General features: G+C 73.5%; 16 protein-coding genes and 1 riboswitch. Of the genes, 8 read left to right on the top strand and 8 right to left on the bottom strand.

What is annotated here, in order from left to right; all coding sequences use genetic code 11:
* Positions 1-78: 78 nt before the first annotated feature.
* The 3 genes from ACZ4V1_RS21910 to ACZ4V1_RS21900 form a co-directional block, all read right to left on the bottom strand.
* Entirely contained in the window at positions 79-2,637 is a 2,559-nt protein-coding gene (locus ACZ4V1_RS21910) for a polynucleotide kinase-phosphatase (RefSeq protein ID WP_468338631.1), read from the bottom strand.
* Positions 2,634-4,127 carry a 3' terminal RNA ribose 2'-O-methyltransferase Hen1 gene (locus tag ACZ4V1_RS21905; protein ID WP_468338630.1) on the bottom strand — a complete coding sequence of 498 codons (1,494 nt, stop codon included), beginning with the start codon at positions 4,125-4,127 and terminating at the stop codon, positions 2,634-2,636. The genes ACZ4V1_RS21910 and ACZ4V1_RS21905 overlap by 4 nt, the downstream gene beginning before the upstream one ends.
* A gap of 181 nt (positions 4,128-4,308) precedes the next feature.
* Positions 4,309-5,232 carry an LLM class F420-dependent oxidoreductase gene (locus ACZ4V1_RS21900; protein WP_468338628.1) on the bottom strand — a complete coding sequence of 308 codons (924 nt, stop codon included), beginning with the start codon at positions 5,230-5,232 and terminating at the stop codon, positions 4,309-4,311.
* A 247-nt stretch (positions 5,233-5,479) separates the two neighbouring features.
* Between ACZ4V1_RS21900 and ACZ4V1_RS21895 the strand changes: the two genes are divergently transcribed.
* Positions 5,480-5,656, top strand: a complete 177-nt coding sequence (locus tag ACZ4V1_RS21895) for a hypothetical protein (protein WP_468338626.1) — start codon at positions 5,480-5,482, stop codon at positions 5,654-5,656.
* A 90-nt stretch (positions 5,657-5,746) separates the two neighbouring features.
* Here ACZ4V1_RS21895 and ACZ4V1_RS21890 read toward each other — a convergent pair whose 3' ends face one another.
* The 4 genes from ACZ4V1_RS21890 to ACZ4V1_RS21875 all read right to left on the bottom strand — a co-directional run bounded on the left by ACZ4V1_RS21890 (position 5,747) and on the right by ACZ4V1_RS21875 (position 8,452).
* Positions 5,747-6,217, bottom strand: coding sequence for a DUF6099 family protein (locus ACZ4V1_RS21890; RefSeq protein ID WP_468338624.1), 471 nt, complete (start codon positions 6,215-6,217; stop codon positions 5,747-5,749).
* 180 nt (positions 6,218-6,397) lie between these two features.
* A complete protein-coding gene (locus tag ACZ4V1_RS21885) occupies positions 6,398-6,742 on the bottom strand; it encodes a nucleotide pyrophosphohydrolase (RefSeq protein ID WP_468338622.1) in 345 nt (114 codons plus the stop codon).
* Positions 6,739-7,902: an AAA family ATPase gene (locus ACZ4V1_RS21880; protein ID WP_468338620.1), complete on the bottom strand. Its 1,164-nt coding sequence runs from the start codon at positions 7,900-7,902 to the stop codon at positions 6,739-6,741. Before ACZ4V1_RS21880 ends, ACZ4V1_RS21885 begins: the two co-directional genes overlap by 4 nt.
* Positions 7,903-8,059: 157 nt before the next feature.
* Positions 8,060-8,452 carry a cell division protein SepF gene (locus ACZ4V1_RS21875; protein ID WP_468338618.1) on the bottom strand — a complete coding sequence of 131 codons (393 nt, stop codon included), beginning with the start codon at positions 8,450-8,452 and terminating at the stop codon, positions 8,060-8,062.
* A gap of 194 nt (positions 8,453-8,646) precedes the next feature.
* On the opposite strand from ACZ4V1_RS21875, the gene ACZ4V1_RS21870 reads away from it, so the two are divergent.
* The gene (locus tag ACZ4V1_RS21870; RefSeq protein ID WP_468338616.1) at positions 8,647-11,778 is read left to right on the top strand and encodes an FAD-binding and (Fe-S)-binding domain-containing protein; all 3,132 of its coding nucleotides are present in this window, start codon (positions 8,647-8,649) and stop codon (positions 11,776-11,778) included.
* Between the two features lie 176 nt (positions 11,779-11,954).
* On the opposite strand, the gene ACZ4V1_RS21865 is transcribed toward ACZ4V1_RS21870, so the two are convergent.
* Positions 11,955-12,431, bottom strand: a complete 477-nt coding sequence (locus ACZ4V1_RS21865) for a DUF7144 family membrane protein (protein WP_468338614.1) — start codon at positions 12,429-12,431, stop codon at positions 11,955-11,957.
* Positions 12,432-12,712: 281 nt separating this feature from the next.
* On the opposite strand from ACZ4V1_RS21865, the gene ACZ4V1_RS21860 reads away from it, so the two are divergent.
* The 6 genes from ACZ4V1_RS21860 to ACZ4V1_RS21835 all read left to right on the top strand — a co-directional run bounded on the left by ACZ4V1_RS21860 (position 12,713) and on the right by ACZ4V1_RS21835 (position 17,797).
* A complete protein-coding gene (locus ACZ4V1_RS21860; RefSeq protein WP_468338612.1) occupies positions 12,713-14,086 on the top strand; it encodes a chloride channel protein in 1,374 nt (457 codons plus the stop codon).
* Positions 14,087-14,172: 86 nt separating this feature from the next.
* Complete coding sequence (locus ACZ4V1_RS21855) at positions 14,173-14,658, top strand: potassium channel family protein (RefSeq protein ID WP_468338888.1); 486 nt, start codon at positions 14,173-14,175, stop codon at positions 14,656-14,658.
* Positions 14,659-14,785: 127 nt separating this feature from the next.
* Positions 14,786-14,970, top strand: a riboswitch (cobalamin riboswitch).
* A 30-nt stretch (positions 14,971-15,000) separates the two neighbouring features.
* Positions 15,001-15,708, top strand: a complete 708-nt coding sequence (locus tag ACZ4V1_RS21850; RefSeq protein ID WP_468338610.1) for an energy-coupling factor ABC transporter permease — start codon at positions 15,001-15,003, stop codon at positions 15,706-15,708.
* A complete protein-coding gene (locus ACZ4V1_RS21845) occupies positions 15,705-16,073 on the top strand; it encodes an energy-coupling factor ABC transporter substrate-binding protein (protein ID WP_468338608.1) in 369 nt (122 codons plus the stop codon). Before ACZ4V1_RS21850 ends, ACZ4V1_RS21845 begins: the two co-directional genes overlap by 4 nt.
* Positions 16,074-16,823: a cobalt ECF transporter T component CbiQ gene (cbiQ, locus tag ACZ4V1_RS21840; RefSeq protein WP_468338606.1), complete on the top strand. Its 750-nt coding sequence runs from the start codon at positions 16,074-16,076 to the stop codon at positions 16,821-16,823.
* A 158-nt stretch (positions 16,824-16,981) separates the two neighbouring features.
* Positions 16,982-17,797 (top strand): ATP-binding cassette domain-containing protein, encoded by an 816-nt coding sequence (locus ACZ4V1_RS21835; protein WP_468338886.1) that lies wholly within the window; start codon positions 16,982-16,984, stop codon positions 17,795-17,797.
* Positions 17,798-17,815 lie beyond the last annotated feature (18 nt).

Raw genomic sequence — 17,815 nt, 5'->3', positions numbered from 1 at the left:
ACCAGGGACACATGGGGTGCGGGGACACGGAGTCCGGCCGAGTCGCCTCTCCGGGGGCAACTCGGCCGGAAACGTGTGCTAGAGCCGGGGGTCCACCGGCTCCGACTCGAGGGCGAGAACACCGAACACCGCCTCGTGCACCCGCCACAGCGGTTCGCCGTCCGCGAGGCGGTCCAGGGCCTCCAGGCCGAGGGCGTACTCGCGGATGGCCAGGGACCGCTTGTGGTTCAGGAACCGCCCGCGCAGCCGGGCGAGGTTGTCGGGGCGCGTGTACTCGGGACCGTAGATGATCCGCAGGTACTCGCGCCCGCGGCACTTGACGCCGGGCTGGACCAGGCGGCCCTTGCCGTCGCGTACCAGCGCGCCGACCGGTTTGACGACCATGCCCTCGCCGCCGCGTCCGGTCATCTCCAGCCACCAGTCGGTGCCCGCCGACACCGACTCGGGGTCACCGGTGTCGACGTACAGCCGCCGGGTGGTCTGGAGCAGGCCGCTGCCGTCGTGCTCGACGAGCCGGTCGATGAGGGCGAGCTGCTCGTCGTGCGGAACCGCGGCCAGGCTGCGGCCCTGGGCGGCCAGGATCTGGAACGGGGCCAGGCGGACGCCGTCCAGACCGTCGGTCGTCCAGCAGTACCTGCGGTAGGCGTCCGTGAACGCCGCGGCGTCGGCGGACCGGGCACGCTGGCGGTCGAGCAGCCCGGTGACGTCGACGCCGCGCGCCGCGGCGCCCTCCAGTGCGGCCAGCGCGCCTGGGAACACCGCCCCGGAGGCGGCGCCCACGGCGGCGTACTGGGAACGCAGGAGCCCTGCGGCCTTCAGGGACCAGGGCATCAGCTCGGCGTCCAGCAGCAGCCATTCGGTGGCCAGTCGGTCCCAGAGGCCGGCCTCGCCGATCGCGGTACGCAGCCGGTCGAGGATCGCCTCCGAGACGCCCGCGTCGTCGAGGAAGGGGCGGCCGGTGCGGGTGTAGAGGGCGCCCGTGGGGCCGTCCACTCCGAAGCGGGCGCGGGCCGCGTCGGCGTCGCGGCAGACCAGGACCACCGCCCGGGAGCCCATGTGCTTCTCCTCGCACACGACGCGCGCCACACCGTCGGCCGCGTACTGCGCGAACGCCTCCTCAGGGTGCTCCAGGTAGCCGTCCACCCCCGAGGTGGCGGTCGGGGCCATGGTCGGCGGGAGGTACGGCAGCAGCCGGGGGTCGGTCGCGAAGCGGCTCATGACCTCCAGGGCCGCCGCCCCGTTCTCCTCGCGCACGGTGATCCGCCCGGCGTGCCGGGTCTCCACCACCCGGCGGCCCCGCACGTCCGCCAGGTCCAGCGGGCGGCCGTCGTGTCCGCCGGGCGCCTCGGTGCGCAGCGGCTTGGCCGGCTCGTACCAGACCCGCTCGGCCGGTACGTCGACCAGCTCGCGCTCCGGCCAGCGCAGCGCGGTCAGCTTGCCGCCGAAGACGGCGCCGGTGTCCAGGCAGATGGTGTTGTTGAGCCAGGTGGCCTCGGGGACCGGGGTGTGGCCGTAGACGACGGCCGCGCGGCCCCGGTAGTCCTCGGCCCACGGATAGCGCACCGGCAGCCCGAACTCGTCGGTCTCGCCGGTGGTGTCGCCGTACAGGGCGTGCGAGCGGACCCGGCCGGAGGTGCGGCCGTGATACTTCTCGGGCAGACCGGCGTGGCAGACCACCAGCCTCCCGCCGTCCAGGACGTAGTGGCTGACCAGGCCGTCGATGAACTCGCGTACCTCGGTGCGGAACTCCTCGCTCTCGCCGTCCATCTGCGCGACGGTCTCGGCGAGTCCGTGGGTGTGCTGGACCTTGCGGCCCTTCAGGTGGCGGCCGTACTTGTTCTCGTGGTTGCCGGGGACGCAGAGGGCGTTGCCCGACTTCACCATCGACATCACGCGGCGCAGTACGCCGGGGCTGTCCGGGCCGCGGTCGACCAGGTCGCCGACGAAGACGGCGGTGCGGCCCCCGGGGTGGACGCCGTCGGTGTATCCGAGCTTGCCGAGCAGGGTCTCCAGTTCGGCGGCGCAGCCGTGGATGTCGCCGATGATGTCGAAGGGGCCGGTGAGGTGGGTGAGGTCGTTGAAGCGTTTCTCGGTGACGACGGTGGCCTGCTCGGTCTCCGCCACGCCGCGCAGGACGTGTACCTTGCGGAAGCCCTCGCGCTCCAGGTGGCGCAGGGAGCGGCGGAGTTCGCGGGTGTGGCGCTGGATGACCCGGCGGGGCATGTCGGCCCGGTCGGTGCGGGTGGCGTTGCGCTCGGCGCACACTTCCTCGGGCACGTCGAGGACGATGGCGATGGGCAGCACGTCGTGCTTCCTGGCCAGCTCGATGAGCTGACGCCGGGCGTCCTGCTGCACGTTGGTCGCGTCGACGACGGTGCGGCGGCCGGCGGCGAGCCGCTTGCCCGCGATGTAGTGCAGGACGTCGAAGGCGTCCCGGCTCGCGCTCTGGTCGTTCTCGTCGTCGGCGACCAGGCCCCGGCAGAAGTCGGAGGAGATGACCTCGGTCGGCTTGAAGTGGCGCCGGGCGAAAGTGGACTTGCCGCAGCCGGAGGCGCCGATCAGCACGACGAGGGAGAGGTCGGTGACGGGCAGGGCGCGGGCCCGCGCGGTGGTGCCGGTGGTGCCGGTGGTGGTCATGCGGCCTTCGCCTCCTTCTCGGTCTCGGTCTCGGTCGCGGTCACGGTCTCGGTCTTCGTGGTGAACACGGCCATCTGGGTGGGCGGGCCCACCTCGGGGTCGTCGGGGCCGACGGGGCGGAATCCCACGTCGTAGCCGTGCCGTTCCGCGACGGTCTCCGCCCAGGTGCGGAACTCCGCGCGGGTCCACTCGAAACGGTGGTCGCGGTGGCGGACGTGGCCGGCCGGGAGGGTCTCCCAGCGCACGTTGTACTCGACGTTCGGCGTGGTGACGACCACGGTGCGGGGACGGGCCGAGCCGAACACGGCGTACTCCAGGGCGGGCAGCCTCGGCAGGTCGATGTGCTCGATCACCTCGCTGAGCACGGCGGCGTCGTAGCCCTTCAGGCGCTTGTCGGTGTAGGCGAGGGAGCCCTGGAAGAGGTTCACCCGCGCGGCCTGCCGCTCGCCCATGCGGTCCAGCTTGAGCCGCCGTGAGGCGATGGTGAGCGCGCGCACCGACACGTCCACACCCACGATCTCCGTGAAACGCGGCTCCTTGAGCAGCTCGCGCACCAGGTGCCCCTCACCGCAGCCCAGGTCGAGGACGCGGGCGGCGGCGCCGTCCCGCAGCGCGGTGAGGACCGCCTCGCGGCGCTGCACCGCGAGAGGGGCCGGCTTCTCCTCCTGCTCGGCCTCCGCCCCGACCGCGTTGTCGATCTCCTCCACGTCACTGTCGTCGGTCTCGGCCAGCCGGAGCAGCTCCAGCCGGTCCATCGCCTCGCGGGTCAGGGACCAGCGGCGCGACAGGTAGCGGCTGGTGATCAGCTTCTGCTCGGGGTGTCCGGGCAGCCAGCCCGCGCCGGCCCGCAGCAGCTTGTCGACCTCGTCCGGGGAGACCCAGTAGTGCTTGGCGTCGTCGAGCACCGGGAGGAGGACGTACAGGTGCCGCAGCGCCTCGGCGAGGGTGCGGGTCCCGGACTCCAGGACGAGGCGGACGTAGCGCGAGTCGCCCCACTCGGGGAACTCGGTGTCCAGCGGGACGGGCTCGGCGCTGACCGCCCAGCCGAGCGGCTCGAAGAGGCGTCGCACGAGGTCGGGGCCCCCGCGGGCGGGCACCGCCGGGACCTCGACGCGCAGCGGCAGCGGCTCGGTCGCCCGCTCGGGACGGGCCTTGCACACGCCGCGCATCGCACTGGCGAAGACGTTGCTCAGCGCCACGGCGAGCAGTGAGGAGGCCGCGTAGGGGCGGTCGTTGACGTACTGGGCGAGTGCCGCGTCGGGGGCACCGCCCCGGCCCTTGCCCTTGCCGCGCCGGACCAGCGCCACCGCGTCGACCTCCAGCAGCAGCGCCGCCGTGCAGCGCCGCTCCCCCGCCTCCGGGTAGAGCACGTGGGCCGTGCCGAAGGAGGTGGAGAACGCCTGCGCCTTGTCGGGATGCTTGTGCAGCAGGAAACCGAGGTCGGTCGCGGGGTGCTCGGGAGTACCGGTGGTGGTGATGGTCAGGAACATGCTGAGGGCCTCTCCGGCCGGCGGATGGTCACGAGGCGCCGTACGCGCGGGAGCCCCCAGGGTGTTGATCCCGGGGGCTCCGGCAGGACGACGGTCATACCATCGCACGGGGCGGTTGACCGGCGCCTTCGGTTATTCGGAGGACGGTCTCACGGCGTCACGGCGTCACGGCGTCACGGCGTCACGGCAGCTGCGTCTGCACCTGCGAGGAGATCAGCTCCAGGTGGTCCAGGTCGTCGAGGTCGAGGATCTGGAGGTAGATCCGCCGCGCGCCGACCGCGGCGTATCGGCCGATCTTGTCGGCGACCTCGGCAGGCGAGCCCGCCAGGCCGTTGGCCTTCAGTTCCTCGACGTCTCGGCCGATCACGGCGGCCCGGCGGGCGACCTCGGCGTCGTCCTTGCCGACGCAGGCGACGAGGGCGTTGGAGTAGGTCAGCGCGTCCGCCCCGCGGCCGGCCGCCTCGGCGGCGGCCCGGACCCGGCCGAACTGGCGCTCGGTGTCCTCGATCGAGGCGAAGGGGATGTTGAACTCGTCGGCGTACTGGGCGGCCAGCCGCGGAGTGCGGGTGGCGCCGTGGCCGCCGATGAGCACGGGGACCTTCGCCTGCGCGGGCTTGGGCAGCGCGGGCGACTCGGCGAGGTCGTAGAACTTGCCGTGGAAGTCGAAGGTTTTGCCGGTTTCCGTGGCCCACAGACCGGTGACGATCGCCAGCTGCTCTTCCAGCCGGGCGAACTTCTCCTTGGGGAAGGGGATGCCGTACGCCTTGTGCTCCTCCTCGAACCAGCCGGCGCCCAGGCCCAGCTCGACCCGGCCGCCCGACATCTGGTCGACCTGCGCCACCTGGATGGCGAGTACGCCGGGCAGCCGGAAGGTGCCGGCGGTCATGAGGGTGCCGAGCCGAATGCGCTTGGTCTCGCGGGCGAGGCCGGCCAGGGTGATCCAGGCGTCGGTGGGGCCGGGCAGGCCGTCCGCGGAGCCCATGCTGAGGTAGTGGTCGCTGCGGAAGAAGGCGTCGAAGCCGAGGTCCTCGGTGGCCTTCGCCACGGTGAGCAAGGTGTCGTAGGTGGCCCCCTGCTGGGGCTCGGTGAAGATACGGAGATCCATGTCTCCATCCTGCCCGCTCGGCGGGGGTGTGCCGGACAGGCTCCCGACGGGCCCGGCGCTTTGCCGGTCCCCGGCGGGTGAATTCGCGTCAACCCCGGGCCGGGTACGGGGCCGGGCCGGTGACCGGGCCGGACGGTGATCGTTTGCCGGGGCGGAGCCGGATCGCCCGGCGTCCGCGCCGGCCGGTGTGCGCCGGCGCGCACCAGCGTCGGCCTCCCCCGTGGGGCCCGGGGCCGAGGAGGCCGTCATGTCCGAAGAGACCGTGCCGCAGCAGGAGGCGGCGGATGCCCGGCCGAAGGGGCTGCTCCAGCAGATGGAGGACCTCATGGCGGCGCTGGACGCGGACCTGTCGGCCCTGGACGCCGACCTCCAGTCGGCCGGGGACCGGGAGCGGCCGGCGGGCGTGGAGGGGCGCACCGACTGAGGTGGGCTGGGCCAGGAGCGGCCGGCGGGCGCGGAGGGGCACAGCGACCGAGGTGGGCGGGGGTGCGGTCGGCGGCTCGCGGTGTCCTGGCTAGCCGGCCTCCCGCTCTGGTAACTCCGCGTCGCGGTCGGCCAGTTTGCGCAGCATCTCCATGACCCTGTCCCGCGACTCGTCCGCCGCGTCGATGGCCTCCACGCACTGCCAGTACGTGGCTTCGTCGTCCGCGGCACAGGCGATGCCGACCAGCGCGATGCCGGTCTCGCCCAGCAGGGTGCCCAGGCGCATCAGGGCCTGGCGCGCGTCGCCCAGTTCGGTGAGCTGGGCGGCGCGCAGCTCACCGGGGGCCAGCTCGGGAGTGCGCAGCACTCCGCAGCCGCGGCCCGCGAGCTCGGTCAGTCCCAGTGCCTCGCCGCGCAGTTCGGGTGGTCCGGAGACCGCGAGCCGGCTGCCGATCGCCTGCGCCAGGGCCTGCACCTGCCACACCTCCGTCAGGACCTCCGGCACCTCGCCGCCGGCTGCCAGGGCACGGCCACTCGTCACGATGAGCCGCACAGCGTCCATGCGCTGCCCCCGTCTGTTTCCGACGCGCTCATGGCGCGTCCGCCCGAACTCCGCTGTCCACTACCCAGAGTGAAGGCGTGTGGGACGAAAAGCCAGAGGAAGGCGGAAATCTTCGGACAACAAATTGATTTCTGGCCGGTAATTGACTGCGGAGAGTGATAACGGAGCGTCTGACTCCTCTCAGCTCTCCGGGTCTTCCCGCACCGGGAACCGGTGTTCGTTCCGTTCGATCTTCGCCTCCAGCGCCGCCAGCGGGTCGACGCCGAGCACCTCGCAGAACTGGAGCAGATACGCCAGCACGTCGGCGACCTCGTCCCGGACCCGGTGCGCGGTGCCCGGGTCGGTCATCACGCGGGCCGACTGCTCGGGCGTCAGCCACTGGAAGATCTCGACGAGTTCGGCGGTCTCCACGCTGAGCGCGGCGGCGAGGTTCTTGGGCGTGTGGTACGGCTGCCAGTGCCGCGCTGCCGCGAACTCGGCCAGCCTGCGCTGCAACGCCGCGAGGTCCTGGGGGTGATCGGTCACGGTTCCAGGTCTACCACCGTGACGCCGTCCGTCCCGGCCGCCCAGCTGGCGTCCGCGACCGCGGCGACGAGGCGGATGTGCCCGCGCTCGCACATCCGGGCCGCCAGCCGGAGCAGTTCCGCACGCTGCCGCACGTCCAGGCCGCGGTCGAAGCCGTCGGCGAGGACGCTGAGCGTCTGCAATGCCGCGGGTACCTCGCCGGCCGGGTCGACCTCCAGCACACCGGGGCCGGTGAACAGCACCAGGGCGAGGGCGAGGTAGCGCAGCTCACCGTAGCCGAGGCGCGCGAGGCCGGTGCGGGTGCCGTCGCCCCGGTCCAGCAGCGCGCGCACCACGCCGCCGACGACGGGCTCGGACAGGACGTCCACGACGGGGCCCGCGCATCCGGCGCGTACCGCCGCGACGAACTGCGCGTGCCGCCGCCCGCACTCGGCGCGGGTGCGCCACAGCACGTCGGCGAGGTTGTCGCAGCCGCCGAGCAGCCGCCCGGAGCCGGTGGGCACGGGCTCTCGCATCCGGCCGGGCCGCGGGTCGCAGGAGAAGACGGAGCGCAGGGCGACGACCATCTGCTCGGCCGCGGCCAGCACCCTGCGCTGTCCGTCCGTCTTGCCGGCCACCCGCAGCGGCAGCAGCGGGGTGCCGAGCCGGTCGTCCGGCAGCGGGGCCCGGGTCACGGGCGCCGACCCGGCCGTGTGCCAGGCCGCCTGCACGGCACGCCGGCCGGGGTCGCGCAGCGCCGTCTGGAGCAGTACGACGCCGTCCGCCGTCAACCGCTCTCCGACGATCCGCAACTCCGGCTCGGCCTGCACGGCGACGTCCAGGTGCACCGGGCCCGCCGCGCCGTCGGCCGTGCAGCCGATGCGGAAGCCTCGGCGGCGCTGGGCGTCGGGCCGGGCCCGCTCGGGCACGCAGGCGACCGGGTCGGGGAACACCGCGCCCAGCCGGGCGCCGCCCCCCAGCCGGGCCAGTGCGTCGTACGCCCTGAGCGCGCTGGTCTTGCCGCTGCCACTGGGCCCGGCGAGCACGGTGAGCGGTCCGAGCCGCAGCACGGCACGCCGGTGCCCGGCGAAGGCGGACAGCCGCAGCTCCGTGATGCGGGGCCGGTCCGGATGGGGCGGCGCGGGAGTGGCGGACACCGTTGACGCGGTTGGCACGGCCATATGCGGACCGTAGAAGTCCCACCTCGTGGTGAACCGTTCCGTCCGGAGGGCGTTCCCACGATCGGGGGACGGGACCGTCAGGGGCGGAGCCGCCCGTCACACCTGGGAGGTCCGGGAGGCGTCCCGGCGGACGGCACCGCACTCACCCGCCGGCCCGTCACACCCCGGGCACCTCGGCCGCGTCCTCCATCAGCCCGTTCACCTCGGTCCCGGCCGGTGTCAGCAGGAAGACGTTGCGGTCGACGCGGTGCATGCCGCTGGCCAGACCGAAGACCACGCCCGTACTGAAGTCCAGGACCCGCTTGGCGACCTCGGTCTCGGCACTGGTCAGGTCCAGCAGGACCGGGATGCCCGCCATCAGGATCTCGGCGACCTCGCGGGCGTCCGCGAACACGTTGACCCGCAGGACGACGAAACGGCGGCGGGTCTCCGTCTCCGCCTCCGGCATCGCCCGGTGGCCGACCGCGGACGGCCATGCGTCGCGCCCGCGCAACGGAACGACCTGGGCGAGCCCTTCCCACTGTTCATCGGTGACGTCGTGGCTGTTCACCGGCTCCCCCGATTTCACTCGCCTTCATTGCCTGCACCAGCCAATTCTTACGCCAAGTCACCCGTTCGGCCCAACAGCGACACGGTTGGCGACGCTCCGTGTCCGTGATTGCCGCCGTGGCCGCCGGGGTACTCAGCGACGGCCGCTCCGCACGCGCGGGCGCCGTAGTCGTGCCGACCCCCGAAGGAGAGCCCATGGGTGCGCTGGACCTGCCCGAACCCGTCACGCGCCACGGAGCACCGCCGCCGGTGGACGCCTCCTCGCTCGAAGCCGCCCTGCGCGAGCGGGTCGACGGTGAGGTCCGCTTCGACGCCGGGAGCCGGGCCGCGTACTCCACGGACGCCTCGAACTTCCGGCAGACACCCATCGGCGTGGTCGTCCCGCGCACCCCCGAGGCCGGTGCCGAGGCGGTGGCCGTGGCGCGGGAGTTCGGCGCGCCGGTGCTGTCGCGGGGCGGCGGGACGAGCCTGGCCGGACAGTGCACCAACGCGGGTGTGGTGCTCGACTGGTCGAAGTACTGCACGCGCGTGGAGTCGGTGGACGCCGATGCCCGCACCTGCGTCGTGCAGCCGGGGATCGTGCTGGACGACCTCAACCGGCAGCTCGCGCCGCACGGCCTGCGCTACGGGCCCGAGCCCGCCACCCACGCCAACTGCACGATCGGCGGCATGATCGGCAACAACTCGTGCGGCGCCACCGCACAGGCGCACGGCAAGGTCGTCGACAACATCGCCCGCCTGGAAGTGCTGCTCTACGACGGCACCCGCTTCTGGTGCGGCGAGACCGGCGACGAGGAGTACGCCGGGATCGAACGGCAGGGCGATCTGCGGGCCACCGTCTACCGGCGGCTGCGCGCCCTGCGCGACACCTACGGGGACGAGATCCGCCGCCGGTTCCCCGACATCCCGCGCCGGGTCTCCGGCTACAACCTGGACTCGCTGCTGCCGGAGTACGGCTTCGACGTCGCCGGGCTGCTGGTGGGCAGCGAGTCGACGCTGGTCACCGTGGTGCGGGCGGAGCTGGAGCTGGTACCGGTGGTCAAGGAACGCGTCCTGGTGGTCCTCGGTTTCGACGCCATCGACAAGGCCGCCGACGCGGTACCCGACGTCCTGCCGCACGAGCCGATCGCGCTGGAGGGCGTCGACGCCCGGCTGGTCCGCGACCAGCGGATCAAGCGCCTCAACGAGAGCGCGCTCGGCGAACTGCCCGAGGGGAACGCCTACCTGCTGGCGCAGTTCGGCGGCGACACCGTCGACGAGGCGGGCGCGCGGGCCCACCGGATGCTCGACGCGGTGCACCGCTCCGAGCACGACGCCGACTGCGCCTTCATGGACGACCCGGCGCACGAACAGGATCTGTGGCAGGTACGCGAGGCCGGGCTCGGCGCCACCGCGCACATCCCGGGCAAGCCCGACACCTTCGAGGGCTGGGAGGACTCGGCGGTCGCCCCCGAGAAGCTGGGCGACTACCTGCGGCGGCTGCGGGCGCTGTTCGAGGAGTTCGGCTATCAGAGCGACACCGGGCCCAGCCTGTACGGCCACTTCGGACAGGGCTGCGTGCACACCCGGATCCCCTTCGACCTGTACACCGCGCAAGGGGTGGCGACGTACCGGAGGTTCATGGAGCGGGCGGCCGACCTCGTCGTCGAGTTCGGCGGGTCGCTGTCCGGCGAGCACGGGGACGGACAGAGCCGGGGCGAACTGCTGTCGCGGATGTTCGGAGACGGTCTCGTCGAGGCCTTCGGGCGGCTGAAGGCCGTCTTCGACCCACTCGACCGGATGAACCCGGGGAAGGTCGTCGCGCCGTACGGGCTGGACGAGAACCTGCGCCTGGGCGGTGACTGGGCCCCGTACGAGCCTCGCGACCTGCGCTTCCGATTCCCGCACGACGGCGGATCGTTCTCCCAGGCGGCCAACCGGTGCGTCGGCGTCGGCAAGTGCCGGCAGCACACCAGCGAGGGCACGGTGATGTGCCCGTCGTACCAGGTGACGCGGGAGGAGGAGCACTCCACCCGGGGCCGGGCGCGGCTGCTGTTCGAGATGCTCGACGGACACGGCGACGCCGCGATCCAGGACGGCTGGCGCTCGGATGCGGTCAAGGACGCCCTCGATCTGTGCCTGTCCTGCAAAGGGTGCAAGAAGGACTGTCCGGCGGACGTGGACATGGCCACGTACAAGGCGGAGTTCCTGTCCCACCACTACGAGGGGCGGCCGTGGCGCAGGCCGCGCTCCGACTGGTCGATGGGCTGGCTGCCCGCGCTCGCCCAGGCCGTGGGCCGCAGCCGCCTCGCGCCGGCCGTCAACGCGCTCACGCACGCGCCGCTGCTGTCGAAGGCCGCGGTGGCCGTCGCGGGGGTGGCGGACCGTGAGGTACCGCTGTTCGCGGAGCAGACCTTCGAGCAGTGGTTCGCCCGCCACGAGCCGGACGGCGACGGGCGGCGCGGGACCGTGCTGCTGTGGCCGGACACCTTCACGAACCATTTCCATCCGCACATCGGACGGGCGGCGGTGCGGGTGCTGGAGCACGCCGGCTGGCGGGTGGAACTGCCGTCCGGGCCGCTGTGCTGCGGGCTGACCTGGATCTCCACCGGGCAGCTCGGGACGGCACGGAGAGTCCTGACCCGGACCGTGCGGGGACTGGCCGAGCATGTGCGGGCGGGTGGCCTGGTGGTGGCGCTGGAGCCGAGCTGCACGGCCGTGTTCCGGGCGGACGCGGCGGAGATGTTCCCCGGGGACCAGGACGTGCTGAGGCTGCGCGACCAAACGGTGACGCTGTCCGAGCTGCTCACCGAGCACTCCCCCGGCTACGAGCCGCCGCGGGTGCCCGACCGGTCCGCCCGGGCGCTGGCCCAGGTGCACTGCCACCAGCACGCGGTGCTCGGCTGGGAGGCCGACCGGGAACTGCTGCGCCGGGCCGGGGTGGACGCCGAGCGGCTGGACTCCGGGTGCTGCGGCCTGGCCGGCAACTTCGGCTTCGAGCGCGGCCACCTGGACGTCAGCGAGGCGTGCGCGGAGCGGGTGCTGCTGCCGCGGCTGCGGGAGGAGGACGAGGCGACCGTCGTGCTCGCCGACGGCTTCAGCTGCCGGACACAGATCCACGAGTTCGACAGCGGCGGGCACGAGGGCGTGCACCTGGCGGAGCTGCTGGCCTCGGCGCTCCCCCACGCCGCCGGTGACGCGGACGTGCCGGGCAGCGCGTACGGCACCGCGCCGGGCGCCCGGCCGGTGGCTCCGGGGCCCCGGACCAAGGCTCTGGCCCTCGCGGGCACGGGACTTGCCGCCGCCGTCGCGGCGACGGCACTGACGCGAGTCCTGCGACGCCGCTGAGCAGCGACACCTGAAACACCTACGCCATCACCGACGCCCCGCCGAGCACCGGCCCGCGGCCCGCGGCCCGCGACGCCACCGAGCCCAGGGTCCGGCGCCAGGCGCACCGACGCCCCGCCGGTGCTCGGCGGGGCGTCGGTACGCTCGCGGTGCTCAGGCCCGTCGGCACGCGGTGCTCAGACCCGTCGGCCGGCGTGGTCCGCCTGCTCCTGGCGGCTGGCCAGCGCCCAGATCACGAACACGTCGATCGCCATCATGATCACGGCCCAGACGGGCGCGTACGGCAGGAAGAGGAACTGGGCGACGAGGCTCAGCGAGGCCAGGACGATGCCCGCGAAGCGCGCCCAGGCCATGTCCTTGAGCAGGCCGTAACCGGTGGCGAGCACCAGGGCGCCCAGGATGACGTGGATGACGCCCCAGCCGGTGAGGCTGAGTTCGTAGACGTAGCTGCCCACGCGGGCGTACACGTCGTCCTCGGCGATGGCCGCGATGCCCTGCAGGACGGCGAGGGCGCCGTTCAGCAGCATCAGTACGCCCGCGAAGACGACGCCGCCGGTCACCCAGCCGCCGGCGCGGTCCGCCGATCGCGGGGGCCGCGGTCCGTCGGCGCCGTGGGACGGCGTGCCGGGAGAAGGTGCGGCGTGCTGGCTCATGAGCGGAGTCCTTTCTGCGGGTCCCCGTACGGGACTGCGCCCACCGGCACCCCGGGGCGCCGACAGGTCACTCCGAGCCTGCGGGCACCCGCCCCGCCCGGCCATGTGGGCCCGCCGAACGGGTGATCCGGGTTCGGTCGTGCCGGAGCGCACGGTCGTCCGCAACGGAATCGTGCGGGTGCGCCCCTCGCGCGCCTCACGTTTACTGAGGCGCACATGCGAACGCGCGCGACGGACCGTCGGACCAGGTGCCGAGGGGCGAGGTGGACCGAGGAGGGCCCGTGACGACTCAGCCCCCGCCGGCGAACGCGGTGCCGGCCCGGGCCGAGCAGTCCCTGCGGCGCACCCTGCTCAGCCCCGGCTATCTGCGGTTGTTGCTGCTGTGTGTACTGCTGGGCGTCCCCATCGCGCTGGCCTGCTTCTTCTTCGTCGGTCTCCAGCACGAGTTCCAGCACTGGGTGTGGACGTCGCTGCCGGAGGCCGCCGGTTACGACGCCCCGCCCTGGTGGTGGCCGCTGCCCGCACTGGTGCTGGCGGGGCTGATCCTGGCGCCGATCGTGACCCGGATGCCGGGCGGCGGCGGCCATCTGCCGGTCAACGGGCTGGGCGGCGCGCCCGTCGGCCCGCGCGCGCTGCCCGGCGCCGTCCTGGCGGCCCTCGCCACGCTGCCGCTCGGCGTGGTGCTGGGACCGGAGGCTCCGCTGATGGCCGTCGGCAGCGGGCTCGCGCTGCTGGCGGTGCGGCGGGCGGGCGCGGCCGGGGACCCGCGGGCGGGCGCGATCCTGGCCACGGCGGGCTCCACCGCCGCGATCTCCACCATCCTCGGCGGCCCGGTGGTGGCGGCGGTGCTGCTCATCGAGGGGGCCGGGCTCGGCGGGGCGCAGCTGGTCGCCCTGCTGCTGCCCTGTCTGCTGGCCAGTGCGGCGGGCGCCCTGGTCTTCACCGGTTTCGGTGAGTGGACCGGCCTGAGGATCGGCGCGCTGGCCCTGCACGACGTGCCGCCGGGCGCCAACCCGGACGCGGGCGACTTCCTGTGGGGCGTCCCCACGGCGGCGCTGATCGCCGTACTGGTCACGTTCGCCCGCGAGCTGGGTTACCGCACCGTCTCCTGGACACGGCACCGCACCGCCGTACGCACCGTCGCCTGCGCCACGGCGGTCGGCGTCTGCCTCACCGCGTACGCCCTGATCACCGGCCGTTCCCCGGCGGAGGCGGCACTGTCCGGGCAGGCCACCCTGGCCCAGCTCGCCGCGCATCCGCACGCCTGGTCCGTGGGCGCCCTGATCGCGCTCGTGGCCTGCAAGGGGCTGGCCTGGGGCATCGCGCTGGGCAGCCTGCGCGGGGGCCCGATCTTCCCGGCCGTACTGCTGGGCACGGCGACGGCCATGGCCTGCTCCGGCCTCCCCGGCTTCGGCGCGGCCCCGGCCCTCGCCCTGGGTATCTCCGCCGCGTCGGCCGCGGTGACCGGGCTGCCGCTGGCCAGCTCGGTGCTGGCGGTGTTGCTGACCGGCGCGGACGCGTACGACCAGATGCCGCTGATCGTCACCGCGTCGGTCGTCGCCTTCGTCGTCACCCAGCTGGTACGCCGGACCGCACCGGAACCGGCGTCCGCATCGGCACCGGCGTCGGGCCCGGCCGCGGAGACGGGACGGTGACCGAGCGCCGCGCCACCCACGAGCGCGGGGGCCGCACGGGCGGCAGCCGGCCCCGGACCGCCTGGCGCGCGGCCCGGCCCTGGCTGATGCGGGCCGGCGTCGCGGGGGGCGTGGTCGTGGCCTACTTCCTGCTTCCCCTGGACCACCTGGGCCCGCAGCGGCCCCTGCTGAGCTGGCTGCTGTTCGCCCTGATGCTGACCGCCGTGGCGGCGCTGCTGCTGAGGCAGATCCGCCATGTCCTCCTCGAACGCCCGGACACCCGGCCCGGTGTGGTCATCACCCTGCTCATCGTCCTCTCCGTGCACGTCTTCTCGGCGACGTACTACGCCCTCGCCAAGCAGCCGGGCGAGTTCACCGGCCTGGGCACCCGCGTCGACGCGCTGTACTTCACCGTGGTGACGCTCGCCACGGTCGGCTACGGGGACATCACGCCGCGGGGCCAGGCCGCGCGGGTCGTGACGGTCCTGCAGATCGTCTACAGCTTCGTGTTCCTCACCGCCGCCGCGACCGCGCTCACCCAGCGGATGCGCGACGTGGTGGTCCGGCGGACGGGCCGGGGCCGGCCGGGCTGACGCGAGTGCCCCGTCCGGGCGAGGAGCGGCGCCGGCGGCCGTTTCCGCAGCCCCGGGGTCTGTCCGCGGGAGCGGCGGCACGCCCGGCCGGACCGGAGGCCCGCTTGTCACCACCCTCGAGGGAGCACTACTGTCGCCACGCCTTGGTGAACGGGAAATCCGGTGTGATGCCGGTGCGGCCCTCGCCACTGTGAATCGGGAAGTCCGGCTCCGGCCCTCACGGGCAGCCACTGGGTTCTTGTGACCCGGGAAGGCGGAGCACGGGCGGTGGTACCCGTAAGCCAGGAGACCGGCCAAGGCGCGTCGTCCATCCACGAGGTGCTGGAGAGGGTCTGCTGAGCCATGCACATAGCCGAGGGCTTTCTGCCACCGGCGCACGCGATCGCCTGGGGTGTCGCGTCCGCGCCGTTCGTCGTACACGGAGTCCGTTCACTCACCCGTGAGGTCAGGGAGCATCCGGAGAGCACCCTGCTCCTCGGCGCCGCCGGGGCCTTCACGTTCGTCCTGTCGGCCCTGAAACTGCCGTCCGTCACCGGGAGTTGTTCGCACCCGACCGGCACCGGTCTGGGCGCCATCCTCTTCCGTCCGCCGATCATGGCGGTACTGGGCACCATCACCCTGCTCTTCCAGGCACTGCTGCTGGCGCACGGCGGGCTGACCACCCTCGGCGCCAACGTCTTCTCGATGGCGATCGTCGGCCCCTGGGCCGGATACGCCGTATACCGGCTGCTGCGCCGCTACGACGTGCCGCTGATGGTCGCGGTGTTCTTCGGGGCGTTCGTCGCCGACCTGTCCACGTACTGCGTCACCAGCGTGCAACTGGCGCTGGCGTTCCCGGACCCGGGCAGCGGGTTCCTGGGCGCGCTCGGCAAGTTCGGGTCCATCTTCGCCGTCACGCAGGTTCCGCTCGCGGTGAGCGAGGGGCTGCTCACGGTGGTCGTGATGCGACTGCTGGTGCAGTCCAGCAAGGGTGAACTGACCCGGCTGGGCGTTCTGTCGGCCAAGTCCGGCAAGACCACGTCCGGCGAGCGGGAGGCGGTGGCCCGATGAGCCGCAACGCGAAGATCAACGCCCTGCTGCTGCTCGTCGTGGCCGCGCTCGCGGTGCTGCCGCTGGTGCTGGGTCTCGGCGACCACAAGGAGGAGCCGTTCGCCGGCGCCGATGCCGAGGCGGAGACGGCGATCACGGAGATCGAGCCGGACTACGAGCCTTGGTTCTCGCCGCTGTACGAGCCGCCGTCCGGGGAGATCGAGTCGGCGCTGTTCGCCGTGCAGGCCGCGATCGGCGCGGGCGTGCTGGCCTACTACTTCGGGCTGCGCCGGGGCCGGCGACAGGGCGAGGAGCGGGCAGCGGCAGCGCTGCGGGACGTCCCGGCGGGCGACGTTCCCGCGGGCGACGTTCCCGCGGGCGACTGAGTGCTGCCGATCGACGCGGCGGCGCACAGCAGTCGCTGGCGCCGTCGCCATCCGGTGGACAAGGCCGTGCTCGGACTGGGCCTGACCGTGCTCGCGATCTCGCTGCCGCCCTGGCCCGGCGCGGCGCTGGTCCTGGTGACGGCGCTCGCCGTGCTCCTCGGCGCGGCGCGGGTGCCCGGACGTCGGCTGTGGCGGGCGTACCGCGTTCCGCTGGGCTTCTGCGTGACCGGGGCGCTGCCGCTGCTGGTACAGGTCGGTGGCCCGGGCGGGTTCCTGACGGCGGCGGACGGCGGCCCGGTGCGCGCCGGTGAACTTCTGCTGCGCACCTCGGCGGCCTCCCTCGGAGTGCTGCTGTTCGCGTTCACCACGCCGATGTCGGATCTGCTGCCCCGCCTGGTGCGGGCCGGGGTGCCCGCGCCGGTCGTCGACGTGGCGCTGGTGACGTACCGCATGAGCTTCCTGCTGCTGGACTCCGTGCACCGGGTCAGGCAGGCGCAGGCCGCACGGCTGGGCCACACCACCCGGGCCGCCGCCTGGCGTTCGCTCGGCGGGCTGGGAGCGACGGCGTTCGTGCGGGCCTTCGACCGGGCGGCGCGGCTCCAGACCGGTCTGGCGGGGCGCGGCTACGACGGCACCCTGCGCGTCCTGGTGCCCGAGGCCCGCGTTTCGGTGCCCTTCACGGCGGCGAGCGTCGCACTGCTGACGGCGCTGGCCGCGCTCACCCTCGTACTGGAAAGGCACCTGTCGTGAGCGAGTCGACGGAGTCGGAATCGGAACCGGAACCGGAATCGATGGGATCGGAGCCGGCGAGAGCGGAATCGACGGGAGCGGAGCCGACGGTGGCCGAATCGACGGGAGCGGAATCGACGGGGCCGGAGGCGACGGGGCCGGAGGCGTCAAAGGCGGCCCTGGTCGCGCTGCGGGGCGCGTCCTTCGCGTACGAGGAGGGACCGGACGTGCTCGTCGGCCTGGACTTCGCGGTGTGCGAGGGGCGTGCGCTCGCGCTGCTGGGCCGCAACGGCAGCGGCAAGACCACGCTGATGCGGCTGCTCAGCGGCGGACTCCGGCCACGTGCGGGGACGTTGGCGGTGGGCGGTGAGCGGGTGACGTACGACCGCAAGGGGCTGACCCGGTTGCGGACCACGGTGCAGCTGGTGGTGCAGGACCCGGACGACCAGCTGTTCGCGGCGTCGGTGGCCCAGGACGTGTCCTTCGGCCCGCTGAACCTGGGCCTGTCCGACACGGAGGTCCGGTCCCGGGTCGAGGAGGCGCTCACCGCCCTGGACATCACGGCGCTCGCCGACCGGCCCACCCACCTGCTGTCGTACGGGCAGCGCAAGCGGACCGCGATCGCCGGAGCCGTTGCGATGCGGCCCCGGGTGCTGATCCTGGACGAACCCACCGCCGGACTGGACCCGGACGGCCAGGAACGGCTGCTGGCCACCCTCGACCGGCTCCGCGCGGGCGGCACCACCGTGGTGATGGCCACCCACGACGTCGACCTCGCCCTGCGCTGGTCCGATGACGCCGCCCTGCTCACCCCGGCCGGTGTGCACACCGGCCCGACGGCCCCGACGCTGGCCCGCGCCGAACTGCTGCGGCAGGCCGGGCTGCGCCTGCCGTGGGGCGTCGCGGCGGCCCGGCTGCTGCGCGCGCAGGGCCTGTTGGCGGACGGGGCGACGGGCCCCCGTACGGCGGAGGAACTGGCCGCCCTGACCGGCTGAAGGAGCGCCGGGCGGGGC

The organism is Streptomyces sp. NPDC028991 (assembly GCF_055564775.1).
The sequence above is the reverse complement of the archived record's forward strand: the minus strand, read 5'-3'. Positions and strand labels throughout refer to the sequence as shown.

Coding starts and splice junctions, on each gene's coding strand:
- ACZ4V1_RS21855 (WP_468338888.1), top strand. CDS start 14,173: ATGCGGGCCGGCGTCGCGGGGGGCGTGGTCGTGGCCTACTTCCTGCTT.
- ACZ4V1_RS21880 (WP_468338620.1), bottom strand. CDS start 7,902: ATGGCCGTGCCAACCGCGTCAACGGTGTCCGCCACTCCCGCGCCGCCC.
- ACZ4V1_RS21900 (WP_468338628.1), bottom strand. CDS start 5,232: ATGGATCTCCGTATCTTCACCGAGCCCCAGCAGGGGGCCACCTACGAC.
- ACZ4V1_RS21850 (WP_468338610.1), top strand. CDS start 15,001: ATGCACATAGCCGAGGGCTTTCTGCCACCGGCGCACGCGATCGCCTGG.
- ACZ4V1_RS21845 (WP_468338608.1), top strand. CDS start 15,705: ATGAGCCGCAACGCGAAGATCAACGCCCTGCTGCTGCTCGTCGTGGCC.
- ACZ4V1_RS21890 (WP_468338624.1), bottom strand. CDS start 6,217: ATGGACGCTGTGCGGCTCATCGTGACGAGTGGCCGTGCCCTGGCAGCC.
- ACZ4V1_RS21870 (WP_468338616.1), top strand. CDS start 8,647: ATGGGTGCGCTGGACCTGCCCGAACCCGTCACGCGCCACGGAGCACCG.
- ACZ4V1_RS21910 (WP_468338631.1), bottom strand. CDS start 2,637: ATGACCACCACCGGCACCACCGGCACCACCGCGCGGGCCCGCGCCCTG.
- ACZ4V1_RS21895 (WP_468338626.1), top strand. CDS start 5,480: ATGTCCGAAGAGACCGTGCCGCAGCAGGAGGCGGCGGATGCCCGGCCG.
- ACZ4V1_RS21905 (WP_468338630.1), bottom strand. CDS start 4,127: ATGTTCCTGACCATCACCACCACCGGTACTCCCGAGCACCCCGCGACC.
- ACZ4V1_RS21865 (WP_468338614.1), bottom strand. CDS start 12,431: ATGAGCCAGCACGCCGCACCTTCTCCCGGCACGCCGTCCCACGGCGCC.